We start from the raw sequence: 21,383 nt of genomic DNA, 5'->3' as shown, positions 1-21,383 counted from the left end.
TAAGCTTGTCTAGTGTTGCGAAAGCTATTACTATCCTTCACCGCGTAGTCTTGCGGGGTGCCGGGCGTGGAGGAGGTAGAGGTTAGGCCTCTCGAAAAAGCGGAGGAGTTCTCGCAGGCAATGGAGGTGCAGAAAACGGCTTGGGGGATGCCGGACATAGAGGTCATACCGTCCAGGATCCTGATAGCCATAGCCAGGAACGGGGGCCTCGTTCTCGGCGCGTTTGCGCGCGGAAGGCTCGTAGGGTACTCCTTCGGCTTCCTGGCTAGGGACTCGCAGGGCCTCTACCTCTACAGCCACCACACGGGGGTGATCCCGGAGTACGAGGACAAGGGTGTGGGCTTCGCCCTGAAGGCTAAGCAGAGGGAGTACGCGCTGAGGATGGGTCTCAGCAGGGTGAAGTGGACCTTCGACCCCCTGCAGAGCAGGAACTCCTACTTCAACCTCGTCAAGCTCGGCGCGGTGGTTAGAGAGTACCACGTGAACTACTACGGGGAGCTCACGGACCAGCTGAACAGGGGCCTGCCTTCCGACAGGGTGGTCGCGGAGTGGTACCTGGAGAGCCCCAGGGTGGTCAACAGGCTGGGCGGTAGGAGGCCCGCCGCGCCGGGCGGGGCGGTCCCGGTCATAAGGGTTAGGGGCTCGGAGCCCGTCTTCGAGCCCGCCGAGTCTACCAGCGTGCTTGTACTCGTCCCGCTGGATATAGGCGGGGTTAAATCGAGGGACCCGGAGCTGGCGCTCAAGTGGAGGCTGGAGACCAGGAAGGCCTTCCAGTACTACTTCTCGAAGGGCTACATAGACCACCACTACGTCAGGCTGGACGAGAACTACGGCGCCCACGTGCTCTCCAAGGTGTCGCTCGAGGAGGTCTTGCTTGACGCGCTACCCGGGTAGCCCGCTCACTGCGAGCCATAGGCGTAGTCGTCTATGCGTCTCCGGCGCCTTTCGAGCATAACTGCGCCTATATGCGTGCAGATACTCCTCCGCCGAGCCCAGCCGTACGCACCCCTGTAGCACGAGCACTCGTAGCGGTCGCCCGTGAAGGTGACGATGTACAGCGGCTTCCTGTCGCCCAGCTCCGGGACACCTCTCACGACCCACGTCGACGACCCCTGCCTCTCGACAGTACCCAGGAGGTAGCGCGCCAAAGCCCTCCTCAGCCACTCCTCCCTAGGAACCCTCTCGTAGAGGTCCCTCAAAGCCTCCTCCAAGGAGCCGCCGGGTTGCCCGCCGAGCGTCCTCCTAATGATCTCCCTGGCTTCCCTCAAAGCCTGCTTTACGCGCGTCTCGCGGCTTTTCTGCACGTAGCCCGAAAAACCCACCCCTACCTATATAGTTTGAGCACAGATATATCCAACCGCCTTTATCGTGGGGCTCGTGGACGCGAAGCCAATCCTGGCTGTCGGGCTACTAGTGGCGGCGACGTTGTTACTTGTAGCTCTCGCCTGGTACGACGTAGAGAGCAGGACCGCGCCACTGCCCAGGGTTAACCCCACTCCGCAGCCGCGGCAACCCCCGGCCGGCGCCGAGCAGGGCCCGGAGACAGGCGGAGAACCGCGGAACGCCAGCCTTCCTAGCACCTCGGGCTCGACGGCTGGGCAAGGGGGCACCGCGCCTGTCGCGGGCAACCTGACCGGGGGAGGCTCGCCTTGCCCGTCTTGCAACGTGTCGGCGCCGGGGAACTGGTCTCCCGGAGCTTGGAGGGTTATCTACGCGTTGAAGATAATCGTTACAGGGGGTCCAGAGTCCAATGCGAGCGCGGTGCCCGTTCTAGGCAACCTCAGCGTGGAGGTTGTATCCGTGGATCGGAGCGGCTACCAGGGATCCTGCGTCGCCACGATGAAGCAGAGGACAGAGGGGGGAGTGGCCTACGTCGACGTAACCATACCGGTGTCGATGGACAAGTGCTACTCCATTAAACCGCGCCTCGTGAAGGCGTCGCCGAGCGAGGTTGTGTACGAGCTGGACCCCGTGGAGGACCCTGGGGGCTTCTGCCACGGTTGCGCAAAGTTCACGCTGAAGATATCCTACCTCCCGCCGGGGAGCTACCAGTCCTGCCTCGTCCCCTACAAGTGGTAACGCCCCGGGGGCTAGTCAAGGAAGCTGGTAAGCCTCGACTGGCGGCTAGTGCTCTTTTTCGGGAAGGCTGGCCTACACTCTACGCCTTCGTCCCTGCAGGCCTCCAGGAGGACTCGCTCCACGAGCGCGCGCCACCGCGGGTCGGTGGACGTAGCGTCGGGGTGCTTCTCGAGGACGGGGGACATGGACTCGTCGAGCGCGGGCTTGAAGTGGAAGAAGTCGTAGAAAACCTTGGCGCCCACGCGCCCCGCCGTCTCCACTATTTTCCTGAGGTTCTCCGCCGAGTCGTTCACCCCCCTCATTATAGGCCCCACGAAGACCCACGTCTCCACGCCGGCCTCGCTCACCTTTCTCAACGCTCCCACCCTGCTGGCAGGGGGCGGGGCTCCCGGCTCCACTAGGCGAGCGGTCTCGGGGTCTAGCGTCGTTACCGTGAAGCCCACATCCACAAGGCCCGCGTACTTCTCCAGGACGTCGAGATCCCTCACGACTAGCGGGGACTTCGTCTGCACGCTCACCCTGAACCCCTCTCCTAGGAGCACCTCTAGCCCGCGCCTTGTAAGCTCTTCAACCTCCTCCACGGGCTGGTAGGGGTCCGTTAGGGTCGACACTCCTACCACGCCTTTCCTCGCCACCCTTACTTCCCGCCTTAACACCTCCACGGCGTTTTCCTTTACGTAGACGACCCTGCCCCAGTTCCTCGCCACCTCGGTGTGCCTCGTGTACGCCCTCGCGTAGCAGTAGGCACACCCGTGGGAGCAGCCGACGTAGGGGTTGTAGGCGTAGTCTAGGTCGTAGAGCCCGGACTTGGAGAGAACGCTCTCAACCCTGATCCTCCTGTACACTACCCCCTCCATATGTACGCCTCGATGCTACTCTGCCTCAAAAGCCTCCTCAGGAGGGTTGACGCGGCGAGCCACGTGCCCAGGGGTAGCCTCGTAGACTTCTCCAACCTGCGTAGCACCTCTTCGAGGCTTTCGTACCTCTCCGGCTTGGACCTGAAGAGCTCCCTCACGTTTTCCCGTACGAACCAGACCCCTATCGGCAGGAAGAAGCCCTCGTATATCTCGCGGAGGAGTATCGCCGTTCCCTGCCTCTTCTCCCGGAGCATGAACTCCGCGGTTGCAAGCCTGGCGGCGTAGTAGCAGCCTCCCAGCGAGGCGTACGTGGTTCTACCCTTGAACCCCTCCCAGTCCCCCTCGACCTCGAGCCTCGCCGAGGGGTTCCACGTCGTGTGCGGGAACCACGCCTCTATCCACTCGTAGCTCCACGCGCCGGGCGCTATTATCGCCACGAACGTGTTATCCGAGAACTTTCTCTCGAAGAACAGGTACTCGTCGAAGTAGTCCAGCCTCTTAACCTCTTCGATCAGCTCCTGCGACAGCGTCGAGTCCACGGCTGTTATAGCCCACCTAGTCGGGACGATCCTCCTACGCCCTCCCAGCCCCAGAGCCCCCACGGATAGAGCCCTCTGGATGTAGTGTACCGGCACGCCCTCCCTGTAGAGTGCATATATAGCCTCGCGGGCGCCCAGGTCGTAGTCGTAGTAGGCTTTCTCCAGGCTCCTGGGCACGCTCGGGTTACCCAGCACGCTTATCTTCGCAGCCGGGCCGGCGGGCCCCAGGGGAGGGGAGAAGAGGTCTACCAGTGGCCTCGCCCTGGGGGCTTTCTCCAGTAGGATCTCGACGTCGACGGGCCTAGAGGAGAGAGCGGCAAGCCTAACCTCGTCCGAGAGCCCCCGACCGTCGACCTTGACCCGTACCTCGCCCCTTACTATCCCGAGCCTCATGCCTATCACGTCGCGTAGGGGCATCGAGAGCCACCGCTCCTGGTCCTCGAACAGCGCGGGGTCTCCCTCGATGGACGGGACGCCGACGCTGAACCTGACCTCTGGGTACCCGTGCCTCCCGACGAAAACGGTGGGCGGAGAGTAACCGTCGATCTCTCTTGTCTCCGGAACCCTGACCCTCTCGAGTGCTAGCCACAAGTCGAGCACAGGGCAGCTACTCTTACCGCAGAGCCTCTTAGCCCCCCTGCACTGCAGGCACGTGGCCGCCGCGCGCTCGCCCATCCTGCCCTGCGCTATCGGCGTGCGCCGAGATATAAGGTAAGCGGAGAGTTTACTGAAAGTTTCCCCGCGCTAGATCCTGGAGAGGAGCGCGATAAGCAAGGCCGACAGGACGAGCGTAGCCAAGTAAGCGTAGATGTACTTGCTTCCGGGGTTCCGCGGGGAGAAGGCTGAGAACCGTGCCTCCGCGACTTTCGCCTCGCGTTCCTGGGCTATCACCGCCGGAAGCGAGGGTCTATCCGTCTGGGACACGTTGGGGTACACTATCTTCAGCACCTCGACTACGTCCTGCCTGCTCCCCTTGAGGTCCCCCTTCCTGATCGCGCCCCTCGGAACGCCCAGCTCTTCGAGCTTCCCGACTAGGATCCCAGCGACCGCCTTCCTCACCTCCTCCTCTCTCCCCGGGTAGAGCGCGTAGCCCTCGTCGAGCATTACGCGGGCAATCCAAGCTGTCCTCACGACAACCTTGGAGGGCTCGTACGCGAGCAGGTAGTCGCCGTAGCGCTTAAACCACTCCTCGAAGTCGCGCATCTCCAACTTAACCTTCTCGCTACTCAGTATGGAGCTCTCAATGTCCCCGGACACGGTGTACAACACCCAGTCTAGAGATTTATACTCTGCGCACGCTAAAGCATCGAGTCGAGGAAGAGCATGAGCAGGAACCCGAGCAGGAAGCCCGCGGTAGCCGCGTACTCGCCGCTTTGCTCCCTGTATATCTCCGGGACTACCTCCTTGACTGTCACGTAGAGCATTGCCCCTCCCGAGAAGCTCATGCCTATGGGGAGGAGCGCGGAGAACACGGTGAAGAAGTAAGCCCCTAGCACTGCCATCAGGGTCTCCGAGAGCCCGCTCAGCACTCCGTAGGCTAGCCCCTTCCTTGGACCCGCTACCTGAGCCATGGGGAATGCCACGGCGAACCCCTCCGGGATGTCCTGCAAGCCTATCGCGAGGCCCGTGGCTACTCCCAGGGGGACGGAGTAGGCTATGGACGTGCCGACCGCTAGCCCCTCCGGTATGTTGTGGATGATGACAGCCAGGGCTATGAGCCAGCTCTTCTTGAGGAGCCTCCTGCCCTCGGGGGGACCCTCGTAACCCTTGAGGAGGTGCTCGTGGGGAACCAGCCTGTCGACAGCCATTATCGCCAGCACGCCTAGAAGTATCCCCGAGGATACTAGCGCGAAGGACCTCGTCGCCTCGAGGGCCGGCAGTATCAAGCTGGTAAAGCTCGAGACGAGCATCACTCCGGCAGAGAACGAGAGGGCCAGGGTGAAGTGCCTCCAGGCCTTCTTCCCGAAGAGAACGGGCACCGCGCCGAGGCTCGTCGTGAAAGCCACGAATAGCCCCATGGCTAGGCTCGCCAGTACAGGGTCTCCCGGCAGGGCGAGCCCTACCTCTCGAAGCATAAACTTCTGAGAATTAGCACCCAGGAATAATTAAAAGTTTTTAGCCTCCCAAGGGTTATGGGTCCCTATGGACTCCGAGCCCAGGGTTGTGGTTAGCGTTACGCCCGAGCTGGCCCTTGACGACGGCTACACGTTCGCCGGAGGCCTAGGCGTGCTGGAAGGCGACAAGTTCTACGCGGCGGCGAAGCTGGGGCTGAAGTACTACGCCTTGACGCTGTTCTACAGGAACGGCTACGTGGACTACGCGTTCGATGACTCGCTGAACCCGGTCGCCAAGCCGCAACCCCAGCCTGCGAGCTTCCTGGGGTCTCTCAAGGACGGCGGCGAGCTGGAGGTCTTCCTGAAGGGGGAGAAGGTAGCCGTCAAGGCATGGGAGTACGAGCATGGAAGCGCTAAGGCTGTGTTCTTCGAGCCCGTAAGCCCGGATTGGGCGCGTAGCCTCGGCGAGAGGGTTTTCCTGGAGAGGGACGCGGAGGAGAGGTTCTACAAGTACATCCTCCTCGCGCGCGCCGCCGTAGCCTACATGAAGGACAGGATAGGCCTGGAGAACATAGCGTACATAGACCTCCAGGAGGCGTACACCGCCGTGATACCCCTAGTGTTCAAGATACCCGGGAGGTACCGGCTGGTGATACACACTCCCGGGCCCTGGGGGCACCCGTCCTTCCCGAGGGACCTCTTTGCCAAGGAGCTCGGCTACCGGTTCATCGAGAACCCCGTTGTGCTGACAAGTATCGGGGCAGCCACCGCCTACGAGGTAGTAATGGTCAGCTCGAAGCACTTCGACATAATGAGGCGCGTGATACCCCAGTACTACCACAAAGCGAGGTTCGTGACTAACGGCGTAAACATAGATAGGTGGATGAACCCCAAGCTGAGAAACCTGTTCGCGAGCGGGAGCCTCGACGTCGCTACGCTGAGAGGCGTCAGGCTCGAGATGCGGGACCAGCTCGTCAGGTTCCTGAAGTCCAGGAAACAGGTCAACGTTGACCAGGACACCTTTATCTTCGCGTGGACGCGCAGAGTGACGAAGTACAAGAGGCCCTACTTCCCCGTCAGGCTCATAGAGGAGCTCGGCGACAGGGACACGCTCTTCGTTCTCGGCGGGAAAGCGCACCCGGAGGACAAGGAGGGGTTGCAGTACATGAGGAAGTTCAAGGAGCTGGAGAAAACGCGGCCCAACGTTGTCTACGTCCACGACTACTCCGTGGAGAGCGCTAAGATCATACTCTCGGGGGCCGATGTGCTGGCATTTACGCCTTTCCCCGGGTGGGAGGCTTCGGGGACGAGCTTCATGAAGGCAGGGGTTAACGCTGTCCCGTCCATCGCTTCGCGCGACGGCGCCGTAGTAGAACTCCTCACGGACGGGGTGAACGGGTGGCTGTTCGGGGAGGACATAAGGGAACTGATAGACTTCGGGAAAGACCCCCGCGTGAGCGAGATCGACGAGAAGGACTACGAGGAGTTCAAGAGGAAGTACGCCCAGGCTAAGGATCTCTACGCGAACGACAGGGAAGGCTTCCTCAAGGTCGCGCTGAGCGCTGTCCTCTCGCTGACGATGCGCGTCGACATAGTGAGGGCACTGAGGGAGTACTACCCGGACCTCGTACAAACCTAGAGGCCTTGGCTTGACGGCTTTTTCCTCCAGGAGCCTGCGTCTATCTCTGCGGTCATCGATCCGAGCCGCCCGACCCTTACCCTCGCCCCGTACCTCTCAGCGAGCATCGAGGCTTGAAGAAAGCTGGCGGGAAACCCTAGAGCTTTCTCCACGGTGGCGATTATCCTAGCGAGAGCCCCGCCTCCGTCGTAGTCGAATATGAGGACGCTTTTCCTAGACACCCTCAGGGCTTCTTCCAGCGCGTCGAACGGCCGCACGAAGTGGTGTAGCGAGTCGTGGAAAACCGCGGTATCGAAGCAGGAGTCCCTGAACGGTAGCATGCACGCAGATGCCACTACGTAGCAGGCATGAGGGCTCCTCGGCGAAGCCTTCACGAGTTCCGCGTCGACATCAACCCCGACAGCGAAACCGTACCTCCCAGCAAGGGATCCGAGGAAAAGCCCCCTCCCGCTACCCACATCAATCAGCATGGGGGAATACGGAACCTCCCTCGCCTTGGAGCGGTAGTAAGCCTGGGGGACGAACCTGTACAGGAGGCGTAGCAGGCGTTGCCCCGGCGCGCCGCTGGGCATTCCTCGATGCAAACCCCTGCCCCCGTTTCTCGTGTAGGCGATCTTTAAATACCTAACCCGCCGTAGACCCCGCGTGAGCGTTTGGAGGCTCGCGTTAAAGTTCGTCGAGAGGGACATACTCTTCAAGAAGCTCATAGCCGCGCTAACGATCCTCGCGATAGCGAGCGGCGTCGCCACGTTCGTAAGCCTCAGGATCCTAAGCCTTGGAAGCCGCACGGCGGCTATGAACATTGTACAGCAGGTTCTCCCCGGGGAGGTCGTTGTCTACGGGCAGGGGCTCTACGACGTGTCCGAGGACGTTCTCTCCGATATCAAGAGGCTTCCCGGCGTGAAGGACGTTACACCGGCAATCCTAGTCACGGGGTACGTTGGGAGGAACGCCGTCTTCCTGCTCGGCGTCCGCCCCGAGGACATAAAGAACGTGGTTTCGAGGTTCGTCGACGGTCAGCCCTTCACGGGGTTGACGGGGGCCTACGCGATAGCGGACGTCGGCTTGGCTAGAAAGCTGGGGTTAAAGGTGGGCGACAAGGTCACCGTTAAGCCCCCCTACGGGACCTACTTCAAGCAGTACGAGGTAGTAGGGATAGCCGAGGTCGCTATGAAGATCGAGGAGATAGGAGCGGCGGGGGGCTACCTGATCCTTCCCCTCAGGGAGGCGCAGAACCTCCTCGGGAGGCCCGGCTACGTGAGCATGGCGGTCGTGAAGGTCGAGGACGGCGTCGACCCGCAGGAGGTCAAAACACTGATCTCGCTTGTATACCCGGGGTCTAGGGTGATGCTCCGCGAGGAGGTCATAGGGGTAGTCTTCAAGGTAATGTCGCTGATAGAGGGCCTCCTCCTCTCCACAACGCTGGTAGGCCTCGCTGTGGCAGTCTTCGGGACTACGAGCACGATTACCTCCACGGTTAGGGAGCATCAACGCGAGATAGCGATTATGCGCGCGGGAGGGTCTTCGAGGAGGGACATAGCGTTGATATTCATGCTCGAGTCGCTGGTCTACGGCGTGTCGGGAGGCATCCTTGGGATAGTGTTCGGCATAGTCGGCGCCCAGGTAGGTATAGAGGTGGTGTCTTCCTACGGCTTCCTGAACCCTCCGCTCATACTCGAGCCCGCGACCCTACTGCTGGGCTTCCTGCTCGCCGCGGGGCTCAGCGTTCTGTCGTCGCTATACCCGGTCTGGAAGGCTACCTCGATAAGGCCTGTCGAGGTGTTGAAGAGTGAGTGAGGAAGCCCTAGTCTTAAGGGACATCTGGAAGATCTACAGGACGCAGTCCGAGGAGATCCCCGTCCTGAAGGGCGTTAACCTCTCGGTGAATCAGGGGGAGCTAGCAATCATAATGGGGCCCAGCGGTAGCGGTAAGAGCACCCTGCTCTCCATAGCGGGAGGGCTCGAAAGGCCATCGAAGGGGAGGGTCATCGTGGGCGGTGTCGACATAACGGACCTAGACGAGGACGAGCTGACGAAGATAAGGGCGAGGAAGATAGGCTTCGTATTCCAGTCATTCAACCTGATACGCAACCTCACGGCCGTGGAGAACGTAATGATGCCGCTGATATTCACGGGTATGTACTCCTGGAGGCAGGCCCGCGAGATAGCACTCAAAATGCTGGAAATAGTGGGGCTCAAGGGACACGAGGAGAAGTTCCCTAGGCAGCTTAGCGGGGGGCAGCAACAGAGAGTCGCCATCGCGAGGGCGCTCGCCCCGAGCCCCGACATAATACTCATGGACGAGCCGACGGGTAGCCTCGACGTGGACTCAGCGTCGAGAGTCCTCTCGCTCGTTAAGTGGCTCAACGAGGCCTTCGGGCAGACGATAATAATCGTTACTCACAACCCGGAGATAGCCGAGCTCGCCACGAGGACGTTCTACATAAGGGGCGGGGAAATATACCAGCAACCACCCACGTCGACTCTCGCCGACAAAGTGAAGGAGCTAAAGTCCTCCGCTGGTTACGGGAGCTTCGCGAAGGTACAGCTAGACCTGCTGAAAATAAAGCTGGAAGCCTTGGAGGCCGCAGCCAAGCAGGGGAAAATCCCCCCAGAGGTTCTGGAAGGAGAGTTGAAGTCCCTCGAAGCCAGGATATCCAAGCTGGAGAAGTACGCCTCCTCGTAAGGCGCAGGTACAAGCCTTCTGCCCTGGAAGTAGCCGTGGCGAGAGTGGCGTGTAGTTTCAGGGGGACAAGTGTTTCGACAAATGGCTAAAAACATTGTTTGTAGAAAAGATATGTTTAAATATGTGATATCGCAGTAGACCACCATGAATGCCATGCTTAGACGTGTATTGGCGGTGCTCGTAGCCTTAACCGTGCTAGCTCCGGCTTTGTACGCGCAACCGGTTATCGGGGTCAAGAAGACAGTCGTAAGGGAGATGGACGTAGTGCCAGGGTGTAGCTACAATACCACGGCGACCGTCACGCTCATATTTGACGGGGACGTCGTGCTGAACTTCACGGACTACGTGGCGTACCCGGAGGAGGGGGACGTGGCCTCCACGGAGCCCCCGGCTTCCTCGCTGGTCACGGGTAATCTACGCGCAACTACGTGGAGAAACCTCAACGTAACGAAGGGTTACAGTTTAAAGTACAGTGTTCCCTCCAGGAGCCTCTTCAACGTGTCGGTCCAGCTGAGCGCCGACGGAAAACCGCTTAAGCTCAACTGCTCCAGCGGCTACTGCGTGGCGCAAGCCCTCAAGGCTAAGACTCTCGAGTACACGTTGACAGTTTCGGCTATCGACCCGTTGCTAAGCAAGCTACAGCTCCCCATCTCCGTCAGCTGGAGCGTTGACCCCGCGTACCTTTACCCGGTAGCCTACTCCGAGAACCCCCAGAGCGTACGCGAGTCCGGGACCGAGGTGAGCTTCCAGTGGAGCTCCGTGATTAACGGCTCGTACTCTCTGAGCGTGGTCTTCGAGATTCGAGGCGAGAACCCCTGGGGCGAGGTAGCCGTGTCCCCACCGATAGTGACGGTGACACTCGACCCGCGCGTGCAAGCAGCCCTGATGTCGAGGTACAAGTCCTTCATGTACAAGTTCCTCGAGTCAAACCTGGGAAACCTCACGCAGCTCGAGGAGAACGTGACGCAACTGAGGGACCTTCTCTACAATCTCAGCAAGGGGTTCGGAGAGGAGGCTTCAATGCTGGAATCGGCGGCGGGGCAGGCGGAGCAGGCTTCGAGCTACATGTTTACAGCGGCTCAGCAGATAAAGAACCTCTCGGGAAGGGCTGGGAGCCTCCGAGGAGAAGCGGCGGCGTGGTTGCAGAACGCGTCGGAGCTCGTGGCTAAGGCGAAGGAAGCGCTGGGCAGTGCCTCGCGCAACGCGTCTTTGACCGATGAAAAGGTAAAGAAGGTACTCGCGGCTCTGAACTCCTCTGCCTATGTGAACGTGTCGGCGGTTACCTCCCTGATAGAGGTCTCCCGGAACCAGCTTGGCGAGGTCGAAGGACTCCTAGAAAGGTACAAATCGATCCTCGCAGAGATAGAGGGGCTCCAGGGGCAGGCCTCTGAGGCGGCCGAGAACCTCGCCTCGGGGGCCCAGAGGCTAAGGCTGATGTCGAGCATGCTTAGAGAGGCGGCCTACAACCTGAGGTCTCTGTCCGAAGGGCTCGCGAGGGCGGCTTCCCTCATAGACTCCTCGCTGGGTAAGCTTTCGAAGCTGGGCTCGTCCAGCGTGATGCCGGAAGGGTTCGACGAGTACAACAGGACGTTCTACAGCCAGGTAGCGGTAAGCCTGACGCCGGGTGTAGAGCTAAGAACGGAGATGATGGGCGAGGTCTACTACTTCTCCTTGCCGTACATCAAGGTGAAGAGAAGCGTGCCGGACGTCTCCGGGGTGAAGCTCGAGTCCCCCTCCAGGAGGGTTGCCTCTGCGTGGCCGCTCGCGCTACTCGTAGTCTTCGCCGGCGCCGCGCTAGCTCTCGGTAAGCGGGGCTCCAGGCAGTCTTCGCCGGCGAGCGAGGAGGCTCTCTCGAGGATAAGGAGCCTCAAGGAGAGGATCTCGAGGATAGAGGTGGGGGTTGGTGCCTGAAGCATCCACGAAGAACGTGTTGCTGAGGGGGGTCGACGGGGAGGCTTACGGCGAGCTGTCTAGGGCTGCCAAGAGGATGGGTGTCAGCGTTGGCTACCTGGCGTCTCAGGCGTTCAAGGTCTTCTTAGCGCTTCTAGACGCAGGCCCACAGCTTGCGGGCTTCAAGGGGGATCTCCCGGGCTTTATAGGCAGGGCTCTCGCCGTGGAGAAGCGCAGGAAGCCTGTGTTCATCAGGCACGTTGGGAGGCTGGTTTTATCGAGAGAGGACCTCGAGAAGGTCGACGGCTCCCTGTTCATATTCGGCGTCGGCGAGCTCGTGTTCGACCCCTCGGTGGACACTAAGCTCTTCGAGGAGAAGGTCCTGAGGATAGTAGACTGCGGGAAGGTAGTCATCCATAGGGGGCTCGACAAGCTCGCGGTTCTCTCGAAGTCCCTCTTCATCGGAGAAATACAGGAGGTACTCTAGCGTCGAAATCCAATTAAGGTTGCGCGAGGAGAGTACGCGGAACCCTATGGGCGGTAGCGCTTTGATCATAACGTGTAAGCTCGGCTTCGAGAGGGTAGTAGCGTCCTACGTAGAGGAGCTCGACCCGGCGGCGGAGGTTGAGGCTACGCCGCAAGGCTTCGCCGGGCTTGTACTGGTTCGGCCGGGCAACCTTAAAGCCGAGGAGCTCGCACGCGCGGTTAAAGAGAGGGTTCCGGAAGCCGAGAAGGTGTTCGTCGCGGACGCTGAGTGCAACGCGAGCATAGAGGAGATAGTCAGGTGCGCGGTGGGGATAAGCGCCGGGATAAGCCGGGAGGAGAGCTTCGCCGTTAGGACTGTGAGGAGGGGTAGCCACGGCTTTACAAGCCTAGACGTGAACGTAGCCGTGGGTTCAGCAGTGAAGGAAGCAACGGGGGCCAGGGTCGACCTGGAGAACCCCGACAAGGTAATCTTCGTGCAGATACTGCAGGACAAAGCTTACCTGTCCCTGGTCCCGGGCTCCGAGTTCTACAAGAAGATGCCCTCCTCGAAGTACCCCGTGTACAAGGTCTTCAGAAAGCTCGTCGTGGCACACGAGCCGTACCTCGGTCCTCCGGACGCGTCGTACGTCATGGGTACCCGTATCGGCAGGGAGGTCCAGGTGTTCGAGGTCGGAAAGCTGTACGTAACGCCCGTGGGGGCGGTTGACGCGTACTCCCTCTACAGCTTCCTGAGGGGCGCCTTCGAGGGGCAGAGGTCCCGGTTCGAGTTGCAGAAGAGGAGCTACGGGAGGGAGGTCGTCAAGACGGAGGTGTACGTGCAGGACATGTACCAGTTCGCGAGGTCCAGGCTCGGGAAGCCGCTCATAATATTCGAGCCCGAGGGGGAGCCCGTGTCCAGGGTGGCCGGGGAGGTCGCGGACTTCATAATAAGGAAGGTCTTCAAGGAGAAAGAGGAGGTAGCGATAATGGTTGGGGCTAGAGAAGGCGTGCCGACGGGGCTTTTCCGGTTTGCGGACTTCGTTCTCGACGTGGCCCCCGGGGTGGTTATCTCGACGGAGTACGCCCTTTCCTCCGGGCTGATAGCGCTCGCCACGATACTTCACGAGAAGCTCGTAGAGGCGGCGTCCAGCGGGGAGCTAGGCGCGGGCGAGCCTTAGGAAGCTCAAGGCATAAATATATGTAAATGGGGATTTGCTAGGCTTACTTATGCGCGGCTACCCCCTTTTAGGCGGCACGCGCTCGAGGCTACTCGTAGCTTTCCTGGCTGTCCTCCTGGTGGCGCTGGTACGGGTAGCCGTCTCCGCGCCTGCATACACTTCCACGCACTTCGAGGTTTACGACTCCGCGGGAGCGGGCGTAGCGTACGCGCAGAGTGTCGCCGCGGAGCTGGAGTCGGCGTACTCGGCTCTCAGCGGCTCCGGGGCTAGCCTAGCGCCTCCGTGCTCTGGTAGCCTCTACGTCGTGAACGTGACCCAGTTGCCTGGCGGGGAGGGAGGATACGTGAGATGGACGTACTACTACGATTCGTCGGGCAGGATAACTTCTTCCTGTGTGAACTACATCGCGATAGCGCCTGGGCTTACCTCGTCGACTTTGAGGCATGTCGCCTTCCACGAAATGGTTCACGTGTCGCAAGTCTCCTACTTCAGGTACACTGCGGTGCCGAGTAGCTACCCGTGGTACATAGAGGCCAGCGCGGAGGGGATCTCCAGCGAGCTTAGCGGTGTCTGCGGGTGGGAGCCCTACTACTTCAGCAACTCCCTCTACTCCAGCAACCCCTACAGCTACTCGGGCTCCGCGTGGCAGAGCTACGCCTACGGAGCCTTCTACTACTGGGTGCTCGCTTCCGGGACCTCTACAGTTCCGGGAGCCCTTTCCGGTAGCGTCTCGGGTAGTAGCGTGGACTCTGCGTGGGTTGACTCCACCTACGTGTCCTTCCTCCTAGCGATAGTCAAGGGCGTATCCATCTGCGGAAGCATCTACAAGCCGAGCTTTCAGAGCGTCTCCGTTACCGGCACATCTACGAGCTTCCAGGTGTCTCTCAGCGGTCTCAGCGCATCGTACTACAGCGTCTCGCTACCGGGGCCCGGCATGGTCACGGTGAGCGTGTCCGGCAACGTGCGTAGCAACATAGCCTTGAACCAGGCTTTCTACGAGTCTAACTCCTCGCTCCTCCTAGCCTTGGTCAACCCGTCTACCTCCAGCGCTACCTACCAGGTTACGATAACCTTCTCGCCGCCGCTCCTGGTAAAGGTGTCCGGCGGGACCTTCTACCCCGTGGACGGCAGGCTCAGCCTCCAGCTCTACGTAACGTACGCGGGTCAACCCGTGACGGGGACGGTGAGGGTAAACGGGGTAGACGTCCAGGCATCCTCGGGCTACGCGTCCGTAACGTTGACGAACGTTACCTGGGGTAGCGTCCAGCTAACGGTGGAGTACTCCGGCTACTCCTCCACGCTGAGCGTCGCACTGCAGAAACCATCGGTTACTCTATACACGCAGACCCCGCTCTTCCTGTCGCCGAGCGGGTACGGGGACCTCGTCCTCAAAGTGTCGAACCCGAACCAGGTCGCTCTCTCGCTCCCCCTGGTGGTACGCCCGCCGGTGAACAGCTCCCTAGCTTTCCAGAGCCTAAGCCAGACCCTGAGCCTTAGCCCCGGCGATAACACCGTTAGGCTGAGCTTCTCGGTGACGGGCGCGCCCGCCCAGGGGACGGGCTACGTGGACGTACTCACGGGGAGCAACGACAAGGTATCCGTGCCCTTCTCCGTTGTCCCAGCGTCTCTCTCGGTCGTAAAGGCTAGCTACGACGGGGCGCGCGGCAAGACGATAGTAGACGTCGCGGTTCAACCAGCCGCCCTAACGGTTACCGTCGAGGTAGGCGGGCTCGGCGGGAAGGCGGCTGTGCCTCTCTCCACGTACATCGTGGGCGTGGTGGAGGTATCGATACCAGCACCGTCGGCGTCCCTGTCCGCAAAGCCAGAGCTCGTGGCGCCGTCCTGGTTTACGGCTAGAGTCTCCGTCTCGCTGTCGGCTCAGGGTAGCTGTCCGCCGTACCCCGTGAGTTACTCGCTGAGCCTGAGGGTGAACGGCTCCGACATCGGGAGCGCCTACTTCGCATGCGGAGCCTCCAAGGACGTGGAGGCAACGGTTAACGCGTCGCGCTCAGACAGGGAGGTCTACCTCTTCGTGCTCAACGGGAACCCCTCCTGGAGCGCAAAGGTCAGGGTAGTACCCCCGACCATCAGCGCCTCCCTGGTCAGGTGGACTGTACTTGGGAACGGTAGCATCGTGGAGGCTAAGGTCGCGGTCGCGGGGCCGCACAAGTACCTGGTTCTCGGCAGGGTCTTGTCGAACGAGAGCTTCACGCTGACCCGGAGCCTGCCGGCCGGCGTCAAGGCGCTCGACGTGGACACCGGCTTCGCCAAGTTGCGCCTCGAGATGCCGCCCGTGAAGGTCCACGTCTCTGCGCCCGAGGTAGTCCTCATACCCAACGCCGTCACCGTGAGGGTAACCGTGGAGACGGAGGCTGTCGTCAAAGCCTCCCTGGAGGTCAGGCTGAACTCCTCCCTGCAGAGAGAGCTTCCGGTAGACACGTCGCTGAACAGGACCTCGTTCGTGTTCGAGCTGAAGCCGGGCGCCCCCGGAGTGTACACGCTGAGCGTAGGCTCCTGGTTCGGCGGGAGCGAGGCGTCCTTCTTCTACGTGGTAGTCAAGGGGGTCGACGTCGAAGCGCCTCCCTTCGTGCTCGTAAACGAGCAGGCAGAGGTTCACGTAAAGCTGTACGTCTACCCGAAGCTACCGATCCACGCGAACCTCTCCGTGGCCGGATGCGGGGTGGGCGAGTACAGGAGGATCCTCGGGAACCAGTCCTTAACGCTACGCTTCGACAAGGCTTGCTCCGCCGTAGTAACGGTGTCCGTGCTCAACTTCACGGCCTCCAGGAGGATTTACTGGGACTACCTCAACCTGGCGCTTGAGAACGTGCTCGGAACCCTCGACGGGGCCCCCATAGTGGGTAACGGCACGGTGACGGGCAGGGCTTACTTTGCAAACGGGTCCGCCGTACCCGCCAGGGTGAAGGTCGACGGCGAGTACTCGGTAACCGTGGCGGAGACGGGCGAACGGGTATTCAGGCTTTCCGTGGAGTACCTCGGCTGGCACAACGAAACCACGGTCAAAGCTTTCCTAGTGCCGGCGACCCTCTACCTGAAGGCAGTCAACGTGAGCAGGGAGCTCGGAAGCCCGGCGAGCCTCGAGGAACGCATAAGGCTCGCGGTGGTCTCGGGGGAGTGGGGTAGCCTTTCCCGCGCGCTGAAGGTCTACGAGGAGTCGCGCGAGAAGGCTAAGGCGGCAGACCCACTGGCGATGCTCGCAAAGAGCCTCTCGGAGAGGTGGGCTACCGAGGGGGACGAGAAGCTGATAGAGTACTCCGACTTCATACTGAGGTACGAGGTGCCTATATACGCGTCCATCGCGCTGTTAGCCGTGGCGGTCCTAGCCGCCCGGAGGCTCCGGCGCAGGCGCGGCGAGAAGGTCTAGGCGCCCGTCAGCAAAGACCAATCTCTTCACGCACGCTCGGCTCGACGTGCCTCGTCACCCGGGCGCTTAGAAAGGTTCGCGCGGAGATATAAGGTAAACGAATCCTTTTTTAAAGACGGCCGCCCCGAGAGAGCCGTGGCCAGCGCAGTAATAACGGGCGCGTCCTCCGGGATAGGCAGGGAGCTATCGGCAGAGGCCTGCAGGCGGGGTTACAGGGTCCTCGGGATCGGGCGGAACGAGGCGGCACTGAGGGAGCTAGCCTCCGAGCACCCGGACTGCTTCGCGTACCTCGTCCTAGACCTCTCGGACCCGGCTAGCGCCGAGCGGGTAGCAGAGTTCGTCTCCAGCGAGTTCCGTAGCCTCAGCCTGCTCGTTAACAACGCGGGGTACGGGGTCGGCAGGGGGATTCTCGAGATGACGCCGAGGGAGATCCTCGACACGGTAAACGTGAACTTCGCAGCCCCGCTCCTCCTAACCAAGCTACTTCTACCCTACATGGAGAGGAGCGGCACCGTGGTGAACGTTGTAACGGCGGGTATACACGTGCTCATGACCAGGCTACCGCTCTACGGGGCCACGAAAATCGCCCTGCACTACGCATCGGAGGCCCTCAGGAGGGAGCTGTCAGACAGGGGCGTAAACCTCCTCGAAGTCTTCCCGGGAGTCGTGGAGACGAGCTTCCACGAGAGAGCTGGGCTCGGCAGGCAGAAAGGGTACCCCGCCCGGAGAGTCGCGGTAGAGATACTGGACGCTGTCGAGAAGAGGAAGAAAAAGCTCTACGTTCCACGGTACCTAGCCGCCCTAAGGCTCCTGGGCCCCTACCTGCCGGCCCTCTACTGAGGCATGCCTAGTCGCCAATGCAGAGAACTCCCGGCAAGTCCTTGAACAAGCTATCCTTCCTGGCGTACACGTTGATTCAGCGATGAGAGGGGTCTATGTATACCGAGCGAGGAGCCCCCTTACCCTTAACCCTCCCTTCTCGGTTCCGAGGAAGTACTCGACCCGGGCAATCGTATACCACTACGCCCTGTCCTCCATCCTGTCCTCAGGAGAGAAGGGCTCCACCTTCCCGCGGTCGGCGCCGAAGAGGTCCTCCGGTATCCCCAGCTCCTTGTAGGCGAGCTTAGCCACTACTTCGTCGAAGCTTCTAGCCCCCATCCTCTCCTTCAGCCTGACGAGAGCCCTGTAAGTGCTCTCCCTCAGCCGTATGCTCTTAGCCACGCTACAATCTACGTTCTACAGCCCATAAGCCTATCGCGACACGAAACCTTAATACCTGCGGAGAGCTAGAAGGGGTCCGAAGCTTATGACGGGCGAGCCACGCGTGCTGAGGGACGAACTGCTCTGCGAGGGGAGGAGGGTCAAGCTGTACAGGAGAGTTGTCTCGGCCGGGGACGCCGAGGTCGAGAAGGACTACGTGGCTTTCGGCGAGAGCGTCGTAGTCGTGCCGGTACTGGAGGGCGGAGCCCTGGTCTTCGTCAGGCAGTGGAGACCTGCGATAAACCGCTGGATAGTAGAGCTTCCAGCCGGGCGCGTCGAGCTGGGCGAGGGCGTCTTGGAGGCCGCTGGGAGGGAGCTCGAAGAGGAGACAGGCTTCAAGGCTGGCGCACTGAGGGAGGTGGGCTCTTTCTACGTTTCACCTGGGTACAGCGACGAGTTAATTCACGTCGTGGTAGCGGAGAGACTCGTAGCCGCCAAGGCGCACCCGGAGCCCGGCGAAGTTCTCTCGGTGGTCGTGATGAGACCGGAGGAGTACCTCTCGAGGGTTGGACGCGAGAGCCTGGACCTGAAAACGGTGGCGGCGATACACCTTTACCTCGGCGGGTCGAGGTGAAGGGCTCTGGGCTTGAAGAGTACGGGGCTCCTCTTCTACGCGGAGAGGGTTTACAGCACGCTTACGGGGCTCCTCTTCGTACTCATAGTTACGAGGAGCCTTTCACCGGAGGAGTTCGGCGCGTGGAGCGTTATATCCACGCTCCTCTCCTACGCGACGGTAGCCACAGTGGTAAACTACTGGGTTACGAGGCTCAGGTCCAGGGGGGTCGTAGAGGTAACGGTGAGCGGGCTCGCCTTATCGCTCCTCTTCGCGCTCGCGTCGAGTGGAGCGTACCTAGTCCTGCTCCCGTACCTCTCCGGGGAGTTCGGGGTAGCCCGCTCCGCGCTGCTGGTGTCCACCCTCTACATACCGGTGCTCTACGTCAACGGGGCCCTCTACTCCAGCCTCTACGCGGTGAGCCCGGCGCGCGCGGCTGTCTCGGAGTTCCTGTTCGAGACGGGGAAAACAGTGGCCGCCGTCCTCTTCGCCCTCTCCGGCGGGGTGAGCCTGGTATCCGCGCTTATAGCCGTGCTGGCAGGGCACATCCTGCAGGGAGCGTTCCTCGCCGTCTCCACGAGGAGAGACCTGGTGCGCAGGCCGAGCGCCGCCCTCGCGAAGAGGGTACTCTCGCTGTCAACCTTCAACTTCGCCGCGCAGCCCTCTACGTTGCTCTCCAGCCTGGACGTACCCCTGATATCCGCGGTTAGAGGAAACCTCTCAGTCGCGTACTACACCGTCGTTAACACCTTCTCCAACCTCGTCGGCTACTCCGGGGTGCTCTCCAAGGGGCTCTACCCCTCCCTTCTCTCAGTGGACGACTCGTCGGCCCACAGGGAGAGAATAGAGGAGTCGCTGAGGCTCGTACTGCTCGTAGGAATCCCCGCCGCGGCGGGAGTCGCGGCGCTGGCCCCCAACCTCCTCTACCTCCTCAGGCCGGACTACGTCGCCGCGGCGAACGTCCTGAGGGTGGCCGCCGTCACGTCCATCGTAGCCTCGGTGAACGGTGTTTTCTCGGACGCCCTGCAGGGCGTTGAGCGCGCAGACCTGGAGGGGAAAGGCCTGAGGGAAGTGGCCAGGAGCAGGATATTCAAGGTTTTCGCGCTCGGCTACGTGAAGCTCGCGGTGGGGCTACCCGGGGTAGTCGCGGCGGTCTACCTCTCCGGGGATCCGCTTGCCGTGGCTCTACTCGGGAAGGCGTCCTGGCTAGCGGCGGAGCTCGTTGTCTTCGCAATCCTCCTCTGGTGGATCCGCGGACACGCAAGGCTCGGGGCCGTGGCAAGGTCCCTTCTCGCGTACTCCGCGGCGTCTGTACCCGCGGTTCTCGTCGCGCTCGCGGTGAACCCCTACAGGATACGCGAAGCCTTCCTGGCGCTCCTCCTGGCGGGCGCAACCTACTTCGGCTCGCTCTACGTGCTAGACCCCTGGTTCAGGAGCCAGGCATCCCGCGTCGCCGCCCTATTGGCGCGGCGCTCGCCGCCCTCTACGACAAGCGCGAGATCAGGGTAGACCTTGCCCAGCTCTTCGCGCAGGGCTTCCAGCGGTTCACCCAAGCTCCCGGCGGCGGGGGACAGGAAAAGGGTAGCCTTCCCGTACCCGGGTTCTAGGAGCAGTACGCCCAGGATCCTCCCGCGGAAGCCCAGTAGGAGCTCGTAGGCATGTAGCCTAACGTGGAAGCCCCTAGCCCTCAGCCTGGAGGCCAGCTCTAGGCGCGTCCTGGGGCTCAGGTTCATCTACTCACCAACAAGAAAGCACCGAGCCGGAGTAAAAAACCCGTGCTACGCGCGCTACTTCCCGGTTCTGAGAAGCCACTCCGAGACTTTCTGCGCCGCGAGCCTCCCGCTACGCATGGCGAGCCCTATGTTCGACGGCCCGTGCGCGACGTCTCCAGCCGCGAAGAGCCCCTTCACGCTCGTCATGAAGTTCTCGTCGACCTTTATAGACCCGTCCCTGTTGAGCTCGACCCCGAGCGACTGCAAGCCGGGGGGAGGCGTAGGCTGTAGCCCGACCGCCGCTACCAGGGAGTCGAGCTCGATTACGAACTCGGAGCCCGGTATGACCTCGGTCGCCGCTGTTCGGCTCGTCGTAGGCTTCACCCTGGCGAGCTTCAACCCGCTGATAGAGTCTCCCCCGACGACCTCTACGGGGACCACGTTCTCGATGAACTGTACGCCCAGCTCCTCTAAGTGTTTAAGCATGTGCTTCGCTGGTGCAACGCTCATAGGCCTCCTGTACAGGAGGATGGGCTTCGCACCGTACTCGTGCACCGCGAGCTCCGCTACGTCTACGGCCGTTAGCCCCGCCCCGACTATTCCCACCCTGCCCTCGAGAGGAGGAGGCGGGCTCGAAGCATAGCCGAGCTTGTAGGACATGAAGTGGTATATCCAGTCGAGCGCGTTGTACACTCTACCCTTGTTCTCCCCGGGAATCCCGAGAGACCTCCCCTTCCAGGTCCCCGTGGAGATGACAACCGCGTCGTAGTCCTCCAGGAGCTCCTCGACCTTCAGGTCCCTGCCCGCCTCGGTATCCGTATAGAAGCTCACACCTATACCTGCTATCGCCTTTATACTTTCTCGTACATCCTTCTTCGGGATGCGGAACTCCGGGATAGTGAACATGAGCATGCCGCCGGGCTCCGGTAGGCGGTCGAAGACGTCCACCTTGTGGCCTAGGCACCTCAGAACGGAGGCCGCCGCTAGGCCAGCGGGGCCGGACCCTACGATCGCTACCTTCTTCCCCGTCTCTGGCGCCGGTTGGTTGCACGTAAGGAACTTTATCGGCATTTCGGTTCAAGTTTA

The 21,383-nt window shown here is 61.4% G+C and carries 21 protein-coding genes; 12 read left to right on the top strand and 9 right to left on the bottom strand.

All coding sequences use genetic code 11. From position 1 onward, the window contains the following. Positions 1 to 66: 66 nt before the first annotated feature. Positions 67 to 894 (top strand): GNAT family N-acetyltransferase, encoded by an 828-nt coding sequence (locus tag TPEN_RS09100; RefSeq protein WP_011753445.1) that lies wholly within the window; start codon positions 67 to 69, stop codon positions 892 to 894. Positions 895 to 899: 5 nt separating this feature from the next. On the opposite strand, the gene TPEN_RS09095 is transcribed toward TPEN_RS09100, so the two are convergent. Beyond that, a complete protein-coding gene (locus tag TPEN_RS09095; protein ID WP_148678052.1) occupies positions 900 to 1,304 on the bottom strand; it encodes a hypothetical protein in 405 nt (134 codons plus the stop codon). Positions 1,305 to 1,368: 64 nt separating this feature from the next. On the opposite strand from TPEN_RS09095, the gene TPEN_RS09090 reads away from it, so the two are divergent. Beyond that, complete coding sequence (locus tag TPEN_RS09090; protein ID WP_011753443.1) at positions 1,369 to 2,079, top strand: hypothetical protein; 711 nt, start codon at positions 1,369 to 1,371, stop codon at positions 2,077 to 2,079. Between the two features lie 11 nt (positions 2,080 to 2,090). Here TPEN_RS09090 and TPEN_RS09085 read toward each other — a convergent pair whose 3' ends face one another. The 4 genes from TPEN_RS09085 to TPEN_RS09070 form a co-directional block, all read right to left on the bottom strand. Next, positions 2,091 to 2,936 (bottom strand): SPL family radical SAM protein, encoded by an 846-nt coding sequence (locus tag TPEN_RS09085; protein WP_011753442.1) that lies wholly within the window; start codon positions 2,934 to 2,936, stop codon positions 2,091 to 2,093. Further along, positions 2,924 to 4,150 carry an Nre family DNA repair protein gene (locus tag TPEN_RS09080; RefSeq protein ID WP_011753441.1) on the bottom strand — a complete coding sequence of 409 codons (1,227 nt, stop codon included), beginning with the start codon at positions 4,148 to 4,150 and terminating at the stop codon, positions 2,924 to 2,926. The genes TPEN_RS09085 and TPEN_RS09080 overlap by 13 nt, the downstream gene beginning before the upstream one ends. Positions 4,151 to 4,219: 69 nt before the next feature. Continuing rightward, a complete protein-coding gene (locus TPEN_RS09075; protein ID WP_011753440.1) occupies positions 4,220 to 4,732 on the bottom strand; it encodes a hypothetical protein in 513 nt (170 codons plus the stop codon). Between the two features lie 41 nt (positions 4,733 to 4,773). Next, the gene (locus TPEN_RS09070; protein ID WP_011753439.1) at positions 4,774 to 5,550 is read right to left on the bottom strand and encodes a ZIP family metal transporter; all 777 of its coding nucleotides are present in this window, start codon (positions 5,548 to 5,550) and stop codon (positions 4,774 to 4,776) included. Between the two features lie 67 nt (positions 5,551 to 5,617). On the opposite strand from TPEN_RS09070, the gene TPEN_RS09065 reads away from it, so the two are divergent. Further along, entirely contained in the window at positions 5,618 to 7,168 is a 1,551-nt protein-coding gene (locus TPEN_RS09065) for a glycogen/starch/alpha-glucan phosphorylase (RefSeq protein WP_011753438.1), read from the top strand. Here TPEN_RS09065 and TPEN_RS09060 read toward each other — a convergent pair. Further along, positions 7,165 to 7,752 (bottom strand): class I SAM-dependent methyltransferase, encoded by a 588-nt coding sequence (locus tag TPEN_RS09060; protein WP_052885345.1) that lies wholly within the window; start codon positions 7,750 to 7,752, stop codon positions 7,165 to 7,167. The genes TPEN_RS09065 and TPEN_RS09060 overlap by 4 nt on opposite strands. A gap of 61 nt (positions 7,753 to 7,813) precedes the next feature. Between TPEN_RS09060 and TPEN_RS09055 the strand changes: the two genes are divergently transcribed. The 7 genes from TPEN_RS09055 to TPEN_RS09025 all read left to right on the top strand — a co-directional run bounded on the left by TPEN_RS09055 (position 7,814) and on the right by TPEN_RS09025 (position 17,612). Beyond that, on the top strand, positions 7,814 to 8,965 hold the full coding sequence (locus TPEN_RS09055; RefSeq protein ID WP_011753436.1) for an ABC transporter permease: 1,152 nt from the start codon (positions 7,814 to 7,816) through the stop codon (positions 8,963 to 8,965). Then, positions 8,958 to 9,854, top strand: a complete 897-nt coding sequence (locus tag TPEN_RS09050) for an ABC transporter ATP-binding protein (protein ID WP_011753435.1) — start codon at positions 8,958 to 8,960, stop codon at positions 9,852 to 9,854. The genes TPEN_RS09055 and TPEN_RS09050 overlap by 8 nt, the downstream gene beginning before the upstream one ends. A 153-nt stretch (positions 9,855 to 10,007) precedes the next feature. Further along, complete coding sequence (locus TPEN_RS09045; protein ID WP_052885344.1) at positions 10,008 to 11,765, top strand: hypothetical protein; 1,758 nt, start codon at positions 10,008 to 10,010, stop codon at positions 11,763 to 11,765. Then, positions 11,758 to 12,231, top strand: a complete 474-nt coding sequence (locus tag TPEN_RS09040) for a hypothetical protein (protein WP_011753433.1) — start codon at positions 11,758 to 11,760, stop codon at positions 12,229 to 12,231. Before TPEN_RS09045 ends, TPEN_RS09040 begins: the two co-directional genes overlap by 8 nt. A 46-nt stretch (positions 12,232 to 12,277) precedes the next feature. After that, positions 12,278 to 13,387, top strand: coding sequence for an SPOUT family RNA methylase (locus TPEN_RS09035; protein WP_011753432.1), 1,110 nt, complete (start codon positions 12,278 to 12,280; stop codon positions 13,385 to 13,387). A gap of 49 nt (positions 13,388 to 13,436) precedes the next feature. Further along, entirely contained in the window at positions 13,437 to 16,772 is a 3,336-nt protein-coding gene (locus TPEN_RS09030) for a hypothetical protein (protein ID WP_011753431.1), read from the top strand. Between the two features lie 135 nt (positions 16,773 to 16,907). After that, complete coding sequence (locus TPEN_RS09025; protein ID WP_011753430.1) at positions 16,908 to 17,612, top strand: SDR family NAD(P)-dependent oxidoreductase; 705 nt, start codon at positions 16,908 to 16,910, stop codon at positions 17,610 to 17,612. Positions 17,613 to 17,792: 180 nt separating this feature from the next. Here the strand turns inward: TPEN_RS09025 and TPEN_RS09020 are convergent, their stop codons facing one another. Further along, on the bottom strand, positions 17,793 to 17,993 hold the full coding sequence (locus TPEN_RS09020) for a hypothetical protein (RefSeq protein WP_011753429.1): 201 nt from the start codon (positions 17,991 to 17,993) through the stop codon (positions 17,793 to 17,795). Positions 17,994 to 18,078: 85 nt separating this feature from the next. Here TPEN_RS09020 and TPEN_RS09015 point away from each other — a divergent pair, with 85 nt between their 5' ends. Together TPEN_RS09015 and TPEN_RS09010 are read left to right on the top strand one after the other, a co-directional pair. Further along, positions 18,079 to 18,606 (top strand): NUDIX hydrolase, encoded by a 528-nt coding sequence (locus tag TPEN_RS09015; RefSeq protein WP_011753428.1) that lies wholly within the window; start codon positions 18,079 to 18,081, stop codon positions 18,604 to 18,606. Positions 18,607 to 18,618: 12 nt separating this feature from the next. Then, complete coding sequence (locus TPEN_RS09010; RefSeq protein WP_011753427.1) at positions 18,619 to 20,094, top strand: MATE family efflux transporter; 1,476 nt, start codon at positions 18,619 to 18,621, stop codon at positions 20,092 to 20,094. On the opposite strand, the gene TPEN_RS09905 is transcribed toward TPEN_RS09010, so the two are convergent. Continuing rightward, positions 19,995 to 20,318, bottom strand: a complete 324-nt coding sequence (locus TPEN_RS09905; protein ID WP_148678048.1) for a hypothetical protein — start codon at positions 20,316 to 20,318, stop codon at positions 19,995 to 19,997. The two genes, TPEN_RS09010 and TPEN_RS09905, sit on opposite strands and share 100 nt — an antisense overlap. A gap of 54 nt (positions 20,319 to 20,372) precedes the next feature. Beyond that, entirely contained in the window at positions 20,373 to 21,368 is a 996-nt protein-coding gene (locus TPEN_RS09005) for an FAD-dependent oxidoreductase (RefSeq protein ID WP_011753426.1), read from the bottom strand. Between the last annotated feature and the right edge of the window lie 15 nt (positions 21,369 to 21,383).

The sequence above is a fragment of the Thermofilum pendens Hrk 5 genome, assembly GCF_000015225.1.
GTDB classification, from domain to species: Archaea; Thermoproteota; Thermoprotei; order Thermofilales; family Thermofilaceae; genus Thermofilum; species Thermofilum pendens.
The sequence above is the reverse complement of the archived record's forward strand: the minus strand, read 5'-3'. Positions and strand labels throughout refer to the sequence as shown.